This is a genomic window from Microcoleus sp. N3A4 (genome assembly GCF_036701805.1).
GTDB lineage: Bacteria > Cyanobacteriota > Cyanobacteriia > Cyanobacteriales > Microcoleaceae > Microcoleus.
Genome location: NZ_JAUBRJ010000042.1, coordinates 32,764 through 44,834, shown reverse-complemented (window position 1 = coordinate 44,834; position 12,071 = coordinate 32,764). Strand labels below are relative to the sequence as shown.

Annotated in this window: 9 protein-coding genes and 2 pseudogenes; 6 read left to right on the top strand and 5 right to left on the bottom strand. The window is 44.7% G+C overall.

The window, feature by feature from the left end; all coding sequences use genetic code 11:
* The first annotated feature begins 73 nt into the window (after positions 1-73).
* Positions 74-400, top strand: coding sequence for a YbjQ family protein (locus QUA56_RS22440; protein ID WP_172184303.1), 327 nt, complete (start codon positions 74-76; stop codon positions 398-400).
* Positions 401-650: 250 nt separating this feature from the next.
* On the top strand, positions 651-1,274 hold the full coding sequence (locus QUA56_RS22435; RefSeq protein ID WP_333361742.1) for a hypothetical protein: 624 nt from the start codon (positions 651-653) through the stop codon (positions 1,272-1,274).
* 414 nt (positions 1,275-1,688) lie between these two features.
* Here QUA56_RS22435 and metH read toward each other — a convergent pair whose 3' ends face one another.
* Positions 1,689-5,405, bottom strand: a complete 3,717-nt coding sequence (gene metH / locus QUA56_RS22430) for a methionine synthase (RefSeq protein ID WP_333361739.1) — start codon at positions 5,403-5,405, stop codon at positions 1,689-1,691.
* Between the two features lie 92 nt (positions 5,406-5,497).
* Here metH and QUA56_RS22425 point away from each other — a divergent pair, with 92 nt between their 5' ends.
* Positions 5,498-6,061, top strand: coding sequence for a type II toxin-antitoxin system Phd/YefM family antitoxin (locus QUA56_RS22425; protein WP_333361736.1), 564 nt, complete (start codon positions 5,498-5,500; stop codon positions 6,059-6,061).
* 327 nt (positions 6,062-6,388) lie between these two features.
* Here the strand turns inward: QUA56_RS22425 and QUA56_RS22420 are convergent, their stop codons facing one another.
* A complete protein-coding gene (locus tag QUA56_RS22420) occupies positions 6,389-7,438 on the bottom strand; it encodes a GNAT family N-acetyltransferase (RefSeq protein WP_333361733.1) in 1,050 nt (349 codons plus the stop codon).
* Positions 7,439-7,669: 231 nt separating this feature from the next.
* A pseudogene (locus QUA56_RS22415) lies at positions 7,670-7,840 on the bottom strand (aspartyl protease); the annotation flags it as partial.
* On the opposite strand from QUA56_RS22415, the gene QUA56_RS22410 reads away from it, so the two are divergent.
* Positions 7,767-8,036, top strand: coding sequence for a hypothetical protein (locus QUA56_RS22410; protein WP_333361730.1), 270 nt, complete (start codon positions 7,767-7,769; stop codon positions 8,034-8,036). The pseudogene QUA56_RS22415 and the gene QUA56_RS22410 overlap by 74 nt on opposite strands.
* A 272-nt stretch (positions 8,037-8,308) precedes the next feature.
* Here QUA56_RS22410 and QUA56_RS22405 read toward each other — a convergent pair.
* Together QUA56_RS22405 and QUA56_RS22400 are read right to left on the bottom strand one after the other, a co-directional pair.
* Positions 8,309-9,379: pseudogene (locus QUA56_RS22405) on the bottom strand (IS630 family transposase).
* A 36-nt stretch (positions 9,380-9,415) separates the two neighbouring features.
* Entirely contained in the window at positions 9,416-9,874 is a 459-nt protein-coding gene (locus QUA56_RS22400) for a hypothetical protein (protein WP_333361727.1), read from the bottom strand.
* Positions 9,875-10,197: 323 nt separating this feature from the next.
* On the opposite strand from QUA56_RS22400, the gene QUA56_RS22395 reads away from it, so the two are divergent.
* Together QUA56_RS22395 and QUA56_RS22390 are read left to right on the top strand one after the other, a co-directional pair.
* The gene (locus QUA56_RS22395) at positions 10,198-10,824 is read left to right on the top strand and encodes a hypothetical protein (RefSeq protein WP_333361725.1); all 627 of its coding nucleotides are present in this window, start codon (positions 10,198-10,200) and stop codon (positions 10,822-10,824) included.
* A 39-nt stretch (positions 10,825-10,863) separates the two neighbouring features.
* Positions 10,864-11,766, top strand: a complete 903-nt coding sequence (locus tag QUA56_RS22390) for a DUF1822 family protein (protein ID WP_333361724.1) — start codon at positions 10,864-10,866, stop codon at positions 11,764-11,766.
* Positions 11,767-12,071: the final 305 nt, after the last annotated feature.

Here is a 12,071-nt window from a genome sequence, read left to right as displayed (position 1 = left end):
ATTTTTGAACGGCGAGATGTAGTAAACCTACAGAACTCGACCAACTCAAAATTTTCGCATTTGAGGCCAACTGATGATTGTAACAACAACTGATATCATCCAAGGAGCAGAAATTCAATCTTACCTGGGAATTGTAACTGCTGAGGTGGTCTACGGCACCAACGCCCTGCGAGATTTCTTCGCGGGCATTCGCGACATCATCGGCGGGCGCACGGGCAGTTACGAGGAAGTGTTTCTCAAAGGACAGCGAGATGCCCTCGCGGAACTGGAAAAACGAGCCCAGCGCCTGGGTGCCAATGCCGTAATCGGGGTGGAAGTTGACACCGGCACGATTAATGTAGACTCGAGCGGGGCTTTGCTGCTGATTACTGCCGTTGGAACGGCTGTAAGATTGCGTTAAGCAGTCTTTCCTGTATACGTCGGCGAACTTTTCTAACTGGATAAAATAGTTATCAGTCATCAGTCATCAGTCATCAGTCATTAGCTAATAGCTGCTGGCTGAGGACTGATGACTTTTTCGTTTCTTTCTTCAGACATAGATAGTGGTTATTTCCCCAGGCAGATATAGTGTCTATCAATCTCAGCCACAATCAATGCTTAGGTGAAAGATTGTTAAAAATTAAAGCAAGTATCAAAGGAAAGGAAAAGCTATGTCATACGTAAATAGACCTGTAGATAACGTTGTTAACGAACCCGTGGTGGTGAATTCAGTGGTTGAATATCACGATCGAGTGCGGTGGGGCCCGATTTTTTCAGGTTTGGTAATTGCGATCGCCACACAACTGGTTTTAAGTGCATTGGGCGCTGCAATCGGGTTGAGCAACATTGCTAATTCAGGAGCTCCGCGCACTATTTCAGGGGACGTGGGTACCGGCGTCGGAATTTGGTCAATTATCAGTTTGTTAATTAGCTTGGGCGTTGGCGGTTGGGTAACTGCTCGCGCTTGCGGGCCAATGAATCGGAGCACAGCGCTTTTAAATGGAGCAATTTTGTGGGCAACTACCTTAACAATTGGCTCTTGGCTGTTAGCAAATGGCGTGGCGGGTACTTTTGGCGTAATAGCTGCGAATGCCGGAGAAGCAATTAATCAAGCGCAGCAGAGCGGGGTGAATTTGCCGAACCAAGCGCCTAACGTATCTGCTCAGGATACTCGCAATATTGCTGGTAATGCTGCGAAAGCTGGTTGGTCATTTTTGTTCGGCTCGCTATTGGGTTTAGTTGCTTCGATGGTAGGAGCATCTGCGGGCGCGCGCACCCCTCGCCATCACTCGTAAAAGTTCGATCGGACATGGAAAGTTCATATTCATGAAAGCACTTTTTTGAAGGTGCTTTTTTGTTGGTTTAATTCGCGAACTTTTTTTTCTCCTTTTATCGTTCCCAGGTTCTACCTGGGAACGCATTTCTTGAGGCTCTGCCTCCAGGTTTTTATTATATCAAATCCGGTGTGCATCGAAATTAATATTACCCACAGCTTTCGAGATGGCACTGCCGTGTCCCTACAATTAATGCGCGGTAGGGAAACGGCACTGCCGTTTCCTCTATATCATGTCTGAGTGCAACCGGAATTGATATTAAATGGAGGCACAGCCTCTGGATCTGCGTTACCAGGCAGAGCCTGGTAACGAGTATAAGAACGAGAAAAACGACCGAAAAAAGTGCTAGGCGCACCCTACAAATTAAGCCACAAATTAAGCGGTGAAGTATTTGGCGGCTGGGTGATAGGTGATAATTGCGGTTGTGGATTGTTCGGGATAAAGTTGTTCGCTTTCATCCATGTAGAGGTTGATACGATCGCACTTTAACAATTCCAGTTGCTTGTACTGATCCGCCATATTCGGACAAGCAGGATAGCCGAAACTGTAGCGCGAACCGCGATATCTTTGTGCCAGCATATCGCGAATGTTGTCCGGTTCTTCGCTACCAAATCCCAATTCCCGGCGAATTCGCGCGTGAGTCCATTCTGCTATTGCTTCCGCCGTCTGCACCGCTAACCCGTGAAAGTAGAGATAATCGGTATATTGATTGTTAGCAAATAGCTTCTGCGCGTACTCTGTAGCAATTTCTCCCACTGTCGCTACTTGCATCGGAAATACATCGATTTTACCCGATTCTTTGGGGGCGAAGAAGTCCGCAATACACAGCCTGCGCGCCGATTTTTGCCGGGGAAATGTGAATGTTGCAGCGGGTGTTGCAGTCACAGGCAAGATGCCTGTGCCACTATTTTCCACAGGCAAGATGCCTGTGCCACTATTTTCCACAGGCAAGATGCCTGTGCCACTCTCTTTTGTGGGGCGGGCATCTTGCCCGCCACTGATTATTGTTTGCCCGCCACTGATTATTGTTTGCCCGCCACTGATTATTGTTTGCCCGCCATTCATAATTTCCGGGTGATACAAATGCAAGGAATTTCCCTCAGCTTGACAGGGAAAATACCCGTAAATTGCTTGCGGATGCAGTAACTTTTCGGTGATAATTTTGTGTTTCCACTCTTTCAATACGGGATAAACTTTCTCAGCTAAGAAAGCATCGTATTCTTCCCGCGATTGGTCTTTTGGCTTGCGGAACTGCCACTGACCGGCAACTAAGGCTTGCAAATCTAAGTGCCAGAAAATCTCTTCAAAGGGGATGTCTTCTCCCTGCAACAGTTTTGTTCCCCAGAAAGGAGGAGTCGGGCGATCGATATCTGCTGAAACTGCTTCGGATCGCTTGGTGTCTATCACCACAGGAGTGTCTGCTTTCTTGGCATCTTCTACAGAAGTTTCTGGCGATGCTTTAGCTGCTTTAACCGCCCCATTCTCATGCCCTACTTCATCTAAAAACCCTTGCAAGTCTTCCCACTTACCAGCCGATTTTGCTGGCATGAGTTTGTCCATAAAATGCAAGTCAGAAAACGCATCTTTGCCGTAAACAACTTTACCTTTGTAAGTATTTTGGCAGTCTTCATGTACAAACTTGGGAGTCAAAGCCGCGCCGCCCAAAATTACGGGAACGGTGATTCCTTTATGGTTGAATACTTCCAGATTTTCTTTCATGAATGCGGTGGATTTTACCAGCAAGCCACTCATGGCAATACAGTCGGCTTTGTGCTTTTCGTAGGCTTCGATGATATTGTCAACTGGCTGCTTAATTCCCAAATTAATCACGCGATAGCCGTTGTTTGATAGGATAATATCAACTAAGTTTTTGCCGATATCGTGAACGTCGCCTTTGACAGTAGCAATGATGAATGTTCCTTTGGCGTTGTCGCCGGATTCGGACTTTTCCATGTACGGTTCTAAATAAGCAACTGCGGCTTTCATGGTTTCTGCTGATTGCAAAACAAAGGGCAGTTGCATTTGTCCCGAACCGAACAATTCTCCGACTACTTTCATGCCGTCTAATAGGAAAGTATTGATAATGTGGAGGGGCGGATAGGTTTCTAATGCTTTGGCGAGTTGGATATCTAGTCCAATGCGTTCGCCGTCGATGATGTGCTGCTTCAGGCGTTCTTCTACCGGGAGGTTTGCGTCTTCTGTCCGATCGCGCTTGGTAGTTTTGCCCGCAAACACCGTTGTCAGGTCGCCCAAGGGGTCGTAAACGCAAATATCGCCGTCAAACTCCCGTTCGTCGTAAATCAGTTTACGGCAGATTTCTTGGTGTTTGGGGTCGATTTTGGCGATCGGCAAAATCTTATTCGGGCTGACAATTGCCGAGTCCATCCCCGCTTGCGTTGCTTCGTGCAAAAACATCGAATTCAAGACTTGCCGCGCCGCCGGATTCAAGCCGAAGGAAATATTAGAAACTCCTAAGATGACGTGACAACCTGGCAATTCTTGGCGGATGCGGCGGATCGATTCGATGGTGGCTTTGCCGTTTTTTCTGTCTTCTTCAATCCCAGTAGAAATTGGCAAAGCTAGGGTGTCAAAAAAGATTTCCTCGGCGGGAATTCCGTAGGCGACGGCGGCGTTATATGCGCGCTGGGCGATCGCAAATTTTTGGTCGGCCGTTCTGGCCATCCCGTCTTCGTCAATTGTCCCGATAACTATGCCCGCGCCGTATTTTTTTGCCAACTCCAAAACTTGATAAAAACGCGGTTCTCCGTCTTCGTAGTTAGTGGAATTCAGCAAGCATTTGCCGCCCGCAACTTTTAACCCCGCTTCCATCTTTTCCCATTCTGTGGAATCCAGCATTAAAGGGAGAGTTGCATTCGTCACCACGCGGGAAACTAATTCTTTCATGTCTCGCACGCCGTCGCGGCCGACATAATCAACGTTGACATCGAGAATGTGCGCGCCTTCTCGCACTTGTTCCCTGGCCATTGCTACTAAACCGTCCCAGTCTTCGGCGTTTAGCAAATCGCGGCATTTTTTGGAACCGCTGGCGTTGAGTCTTTCGCCGACAATTAAGAAGGAATTCTCTTGTTCGTAGGGTTGGGCGGTGTAAATTGAAGCGGCGGAAGGTTCCCAAGTAAATTCGCGGATTTTGGGTTTAAGAGTTTTGCCAATTTCTGATAGTTCGCGGATGTGATCGTAGCGGGTTCCGCAGCAGCCGCCGATGACTTGCACGCCTAAGTCTTCGACAAAGCGCATCAAGGCCATTTTTAATTCTATGGGCGTGAGTTTGTAGTGCGCGTGGCCGCCGATGTTTTCGGGTAAACCGGCGTTGGGAACGCAGGAAACGACGAAGGGCGAATGTTCGGAAAGGTATTTGACGTGTTCGGCCATGCGATCGGGGCCGGTGGCGCAGTTTAGGCCTAAGATATCTATGGGATAGGGCTGCAAAATTGCGAGGGCGGCGCTGATATCGGAACCGACTAACATTGTGCCGGTGGCTTCCATTGTGACTGATACCATTAACGGAATCCGCGCGCCTTTTTTCTTAAATACTTCTTCAATGGCATTTAATGCTGATTTAATTTGCAGCACATCTTGACAAGTTTCGACAATAAATAAGTCAACGCCGCCGTCATAAAGTCCTTCTGCTTGTTCCGCAAAAGCGGCGGTGAGTGTGTCGAAATCGATGTGTCCTAATGTTGGCAATTTGGTGCCTGGCCCGATCGATCCTGCGACAAATCGAGGCTTTTCTGGCGTGGAAAATTCGGCGGCGATACCCTTGGCGAGTTCGGCTGCTGTTTTGTTGAGATAATATGCTTTGTCTGCTAAATCGTACTCGGCGAGTACGATGGAAGCAGCGCCAAAGGTGTCTGTTTCGATGACATCGGCCCCTGCTTCGAGAAATCCCCGGTGAACGTTGGCGACGGCTTCCGGTTTGGTGTGGACGAGATATTCGTTGCAGCCTTCGTATTCTTTGCCGCCAAAGTCTTCTGCGGTGAGGTTTTGGACTTGCAGGTTGGTTCCCATTGCGCCGTCGAAGACAATGACGGGGCGCGAGGGGTGGTGGAGTCGATCGAGGAATCTGCTATTCATAAGCGGTAAAAAAAAACGCAGGTGCTATATATTTACAATTTTATCTATTCTGCAATATTCTCAACAGTTATGTGAATCTTGGGGAATGACTAATGACTGAAGGATTTAATGCTGTTGACAGTAGTTCGATCGTACCTGTAATTTTACCGATCGCCCTGGATAATTGTCAAAATTCTGTTGTGGGCGAGGCTGCGGGGGGAAAACTGGCGATCGGCGGCGAGGGATTTTTTCGCTTAACTACTGATGATTTTCGGAAAAATGCGATCGCCACAATTAAGCGAGTGATGTTTAAGGGCGATCGGATTCTCTTACAGCAAGCCGGGGAAGATGTAGGGGCGATCGTTTTAGAATCAGAGTTTCACAAACTGAACTATTTGATGGCAGAACTCAAACCCTCGCAATTCTTGCCTGAAGAAGAGGAATATTATGAAGATGAAAGAGCAATCCACTGCATTTACCCAGACGAACTTGTAGATGATATTGATAATATATTAGCAGATGTCAATGAATTTGACGAATTATTTGGTTTGCTACCAACGGCAGAAATGGGACAGGATGTTGATATTTTTATGCCTGTAGCTATTCTGATGTCTGCAGATAGATTTTGGGTGCCGGATTATGTAATAGCTGAACGACAGGCGATCGTGGTTAAATAAGTATATTCCTGAACACAGAAACCGGATTTTTTCCGAAAATCTTGCATCCCTGCCTTAAAAACTGGTAAAAAACCCGGTTTCTTTCGTCAGTGCGTAATATCATTTCCGTTTGATTCGTCCTAGTATTATATAAATTTTTGTCTGGGCGGGTTCGCCGATATATTTAATAAGTATCGACAAATTATATAAACCCGCCCTGCCCGTACCAGGACGATGCAACCGGATTTAATATAAGTCATGATATTCCTGGACGCAGAAACCGGATTTTTTAGAAAAATCTTGCATCCCAGCCTTAAAAACTGGTAAAAAACCCGGTTTCTTTGGTATTTATGCGTAAGTCCTAATCTGGATTTGCGGCTGTTTAAAAATGGGAAATCCATCAGGAGTTTTCAAGATTTTCCCCTGTCGATCCAGTTCGACATCACAGAATACATAATTATCACTCGCATCTCGCATTAAAGCAGGTTCTCCGTCAACAATTTGGTAAGCAGGACGATAAAATTGAACCATGCCTTGATTTTCCACAATTTGTCCGTGTTCATCCCGTAAAATTGGACAACTCACTAATTTGTCTTCCGCATCAATAGCCCAAGAATTAGTTGCGGGATCTAGCAACAATTCCGGGTAAATATTTTGACCGCTAGATGACTTCAGCAATTCACCTTGTTCATCAACTAATGGCATGAAGAAAACAGGTTCTCCTTGAGAATTGCGAAGTAGTTCGTTAGTTTGGGGATGGCGCAGCGGAATTGCTCTCGGTGCAAGCAATTCTACATCGTCCAATTCGGGATGGGGCGGGTGCAAACTCGGTAATTCAGCATCTGTTGCAATGTCGTAATGGCGGGTATATTGCACGGCGGATTTGGTAAATCCAGCCCGCTGCAACATGGCTTGAATGCCCGGTTGGTCGGCGGCAATTAGCAAGTCTATATCGCTGACTTTCATGGTTTTAGCGTGGGCGATCGCAGCTTTTGCTAGCATTTGAATTGCTTCGGATTTCCGGTGCTCTGGCTGGACGTACATCCCCAAAACGGAACCGACGCGGCGGGATTGAAACGGATTTTCAATGTTGTGTTGTTGAATCAAGTATTCGGGGAGACTGGCGGGCGGGGCTTCGTCGTAATAGTAGATAAATAGACAGCCGATAATGCTGTCGCTATGTTCTAATAACCAGCAGAAAGAAAGTGGTTTTTCGAGTTGGTTGGTGACGTATTTTTCAAAGTCAAAGTTAGGTTTGACCAGCATTGAGGGGTCAATGGATTCGCGTTCTGCGGCGAATGCTTGCCAGAGGGGGGCGATCGCCCTTGCGTCTTCTGCGGTGGCTAGACGGTGGCTGTAAGGGGCGATGGGGGCGATCGGCATAGCTGCGACTGTCATAGTTTTTTGGGGATGAATTTGCCTCGAAGGTGAAACCCTTCTATTGTTTATTGGGATTTCGCGGGGTATTTTTATGCAAAAGCCGAGTTTTTGTAATAAAAGTTAATATATAGGACTTACGCATGGGGGCCCAGAAACCGGGTTTTTACGAAAATCCTTGGTTACAGCACGCAAAAACCGCCAAAAACGCGGTTTCTGCGATCGGAGTGCGTAAATCTTGGATGAATCTCGCTACAAAATCGTCAAATAAGTTTCTGTTGGACTGATGGGTAACGCCTTCAAAGTTTGATTTTGCAAATCGATTTCTAACCCTAAAGCTTCTAAAGGTATGACTCCCAAAAGAGCATCTTTACCTCCTGGTAACTCCAAGCACTCGAAGGTTCCTTCGCGATCGAACAAAGAACCAACCCTAGCAGATGTCATCGAAAAGTTAGACAAGCTATCGACTGAAGTTGACAAGCTATCTAGGGATTATGAGAGGTTTAACGATCGCTTTTCTAATTACCAGCAAGCGACTCAGTGGGTGGTGCAACTTGCTTTTACTTTAATTGCTAGTGCTACTATTACAGTCATTATCACTTCAGTGGTGCGGAAGTAATCGAGAATGGGGCGATCGCGCGGATCGAGAAACCGGGTTTCTTCCTAAATATTTCGGTAGGATGCAAAAGTTATCGCAGAAACCCGGTTTCTGGCAGAGGGGCGATCGCTCTCTAATTCTAGGGGTTATATTTCTGGCTTATGTAATAATCGGCAGAATCCTGATTCGGGAACGCGAGGGATCGATCGTGATTAAAGCACCGCCATCTAATTCTGATTCAAACTGACGCATAAGTAGGTCGGCATAAAAAAACCAAAGTAAGTAAAGAAATGTTAAGAGCGGGAACGGGAACTAAATTTAAAGCGATTAGTTGTATAATCTCCTCGTTCTCCTCTAGCTTCAATTCCATCAATTACTGCGTAGGCAATATCTAGTTCGTCTTCAAACATTTTTCCTACCAGTTCATGATTTTTAAGTTGTTGCCATTCCAGTTCAATTTTGTTCATTTCTGAGCAGTATTCTGGTAAAAAGAAAATATACAAGCCCTGGCTTTCCCACTGGGACCATTTTTGTTGGACATCTAGGGATTTGTGTATGGGACAGTTATCTTGAATTATCACTCTGATCCGTCCAGTTGATTTCATTTCATGCTTCAGCTTGTCGATCTTCATTTTCCATAATTCTGATATATGATTCGCTACTGAAACTCCCAATAACCAAGCCATACGAGAAACTGATACACGGCTGTAGCAATCCTAAAATACTCAATCTTCGCCCCCTTCGTTTTGTTGGCTCTAACCGTTTTTGCGCTCCAATTGGGTAATATGTATATCCATTGGGGCTCCACAAACAAAAACCTGATTCATCCAGGTATTTCTGATCGATTTCTCCCGCAGAGTAGTGCCAATTCCAACATATCTTGATCTGCCTGTTTGAGCGATCGTCGTAATGGGTCTTGCTTCTGTTTATGGCCTTGTCGCGCTCGTTTCCAAATAATCTTTTTTTTTGAGAATTCGTCTTAATCTGTCAGGGCTTAATTTGACCCCGCGTTCTTGTTCTAATTTTTGGGCAAGTTGACGACTATTATATCTGCGTGGTTCATGGAGGAGAGATTCTTCTAGATGAACAATATCTGATTCTTTCCATGTTTGTTTTACCCCTCTGCCTCTGGTTGACCATAATCCTACCAAACCCATTTTGAGCCACCGATGAATTACTTCTCTAATTGTTTGCTCCCTACAATGAAAATGAGCTGCAATCTCCTCTATATACCACCCCTGGGAGTTTAACCTAATAATTTGCGCTCGTTCTTTTACTTTCTGAGAGACTGTTGTTGCTGTTCTCAATTCAAATAGTGTTCTGTCTTCTTCTTGGTTGAGAAATACTCTTAAACGAGCGCCCATATTTGTTTGTTTTGTAAATTTAATTCGAGGGTTTACTTATCTTAACCTACTTTTTTTTTTTACACTTACCCACTTAATTTGCAGGATATTCTCTGAAATGCCTGTGGATGGACGTGGGGAGAAAGCAAATTTTAGAAGATACGTTTGATTAGGTTCTGTGAGTATATCTTGATAAATGCTACCTCTTTGGGTCAAGTCTCCATCTAACTCAAGAAGCTGAAAACCTGCTGCTGGGCTACCAGCAGCATAACGCTGTATTTCAAGTCTGGAACCTAGAGCTAAGTTCCATCCTGGTATGGAAGTTAAGTTATGAGGTAAAGGAGCTGGAGGACTCCAGGGAAAAACAGTCCAAGTGTTGTTAGGTAATGTTACTTCCTCAAAGCTACCATTCAATACAAGATTTGCTGCTAATCCCGGTGCAGCAACTCCACAACTCAATCCCAATACTAGACTCCAGAAACTCCCTCGGACAAGCCAATTTGAAATTGACGGCATTAGTTTTACCCCAGTTTGAATAAAATACATAGAACCCGATCGCCCTTGAATCAAAACAACAACAGTTACTGAGGACGATCGCCCTTTTCCCCAAAAGCCCGCGCCAGCAAAGCTATCCCGAAAAAAATCGCCCCTTGTTTTTACTTACGAAACCACCCCAAACTTTTTACGCAAACCTCAAAACTTTTTTCTCAAAACCCCTCTAAAGTAAAGTTTTGTAACAATTTCCCTATAAATGCGTAAAAACTTCCGACGATATCCGAAATATAAATATAAGTTCCACCAGACTGCACAAAAATACGCAGAGGAGTGAGGATATCTCGATGGAAGACAAAATCGATTTGCAGCTCAAACAGCTAGCCCTGGAAGCTCAACAGCACCCAGCCAGAAGCCAAGAGCGACAGATAGCATTAACCAAATTGATAGACCTAATTTACCGTCATAACAGACTTACTCGTCCCCACATAGATGACAGCCTTCTTCATCTTTACGAAGACATTTACAGCGAATCCCGGTTGAAAATAGTTGAGCATATCTGTCAAAACATTGACATCTATGATTCACAAAAACCAGTCATGGCTTGGGTGAATCACTTCTTTAAATTTAGATTTAAAGATGTGTGCGATCGATATAGGAGAGAAATAAATAGAAAAGACAAATTACTCTCCTACAATTACTTAGAGAATATGCCATCACCAGCACCAGATTTCTTTGACGACTCTGAAATGCTGCGTAGATTTATAGAAGAAGACCCTGAAGGTATTTTCAGAAATACATCATTAAAAAGTCGCCCAGATATAACTTTGCAAGATGTAGTATTAGCTAGATTAGACGATCTAACATGGGAAGCCATAGGCAATAAATTTGGCATCACTCCTCAAACAATTAGCAGTTTTTTACAGCGAAATCTGAGTAAATACAATGATGTAATTCGTAATAATTTACAGTAGGATTTGATTGATGAAGCGGAGAAATTAATGATGAGTAAAATGATTGAACCAATAACTTTCACAGTGCCACTATCCTTTGAAGCGCACGAAATTGCCCAACAGTGCAGCAAGCAATCCAGTCAAACAAAATTCAAACAAGTTTATCTCAATACCCTCGCAGTGTATGCGGTAGATTCTTACTTGCGGTGCATGGGATTTGAGACAGATTGGCTCCTTAGCGACAGTCGCAATCCGTTAATGCTGAAACTTATGGATGTAGCGGATTTAGACGTTAAACAGGTAGGAAAAATAGAATGCCGTCCCGTCTTGCCAGATGCCGACGCTTGTCAGATTCCCTACGATGCTTGGGGAGACAGAATTGGTTATGTAGCCGTACAGTTAGACCAATCTTTGAAACAAGCAACGCTGTTAGGATTTACCAGAACAGTAGCTAAAGAAGTACCTCTGGCTGAAATGAATTCCCTCGAAGATTTGCTCGTCTACATGAATCGAATTCAACAACTGAAACCTGTTAATTTAATGAACTGGTTCGATGAAGTTTTTGATGCAGGATGGCAAGTAATTGACGAGCTATTAAATCCCAAACAATTGCAATTTCGCTCTTTTAGAAGCAACAATACAGTACCCATCGATCGCGGTCAGAAAATTGACTTGGGAATGCAATTAGCAGAACACTCCGTAGCACTGCTAGTCACCATCCCCCCAGAACCAGATTCAGAACTGGATATTGTCGTGGAAGTGTATCCGATGGGAAATCAAACTTATTTGCCTCCAGGGTTGAAATTGACGCTGACAGATGAGTCGGAAGAGGTTATTTTTAAGGCTGAATCGAGAGATGCTGACAACTTTATTACTTTTACATTTACTCTTGACTTAAGGGAATTGTTCAGCATTACTGTAGCACTGGGAGAGGTAAATGTGAAGCAATCTTTTCGTTTGTAGTAGTAGTCTGACTGGGTTATATTTCCTCGTTAGCCTCTAGTCCGCCAGGGAATGAATTCCACGGGGCTTTTAGTAAAAGTCCTCGCTATGAGGACTAATGAGTTCTTGAGTCCTCATAGCGAGGACTTTTGCTTTGAGGCAGGGGTTTTAACCCTTGCCGGAGTGTGGGTTTAAGATTAAATTGTCAGGAATCGACTCTGCCTGAGAATCATAAAATAGCTTTCTTCCTTCTTCCTTCTTCCTTCTTCCTTCTTCCTTCTTCCTTCTTCCTTCTTCCTTCTTCCTTCTTCCTTCTTCCTTCTTCC

Excerpts from the sequence above, each read along its gene's own strand:
- QUA56_RS22440 (WP_172184303.1), top strand. The coding sequence starts at position 74 with ATGATTGTAACAACAACTGATATCATCCAAGGAGCAGAAATTCAATCT.
- QUA56_RS22435 (WP_333361742.1), top strand. The coding sequence starts at position 651 with ATGTCATACGTAAATAGACCTGTAGATAACGTTGTTAACGAACCCGTG.
- metH (WP_333361739.1), bottom strand. The coding sequence starts at position 5,405 with ATGAATAGCAGATTCCTCGATCGACTCCACCACCCCTCGCGCCCCGTC.
- QUA56_RS22425 (WP_333361736.1), top strand. The coding sequence starts at position 5,498 with ATGACTGAAGGATTTAATGCTGTTGACAGTAGTTCGATCGTACCTGTA.
- QUA56_RS22420 (WP_333361733.1), bottom strand. The coding sequence starts at position 7,438 with ATGACAGTCGCAGCTATGCCGATCGCCCCCATCGCCCCTTACAGCCAC.
- QUA56_RS22410 (WP_333361730.1), top strand. The coding sequence starts at position 7,767 with ATGACTCCCAAAAGAGCATCTTTACCTCCTGGTAACTCCAAGCACTCG.
- QUA56_RS22400 (WP_333361727.1), bottom strand. The coding sequence starts at position 9,874 with ATGCCGTCAATTTCAAATTGGCTTGTCCGAGGGAGTTTCTGGAGTCTA.
- QUA56_RS22395 (WP_333361725.1), top strand. The coding sequence starts at position 10,198 with ATGGAAGACAAAATCGATTTGCAGCTCAAACAGCTAGCCCTGGAAGCT.
- QUA56_RS22390 (WP_333361724.1), top strand. The coding sequence starts at position 10,864 with ATGATTGAACCAATAACTTTCACAGTGCCACTATCCTTTGAAGCGCAC.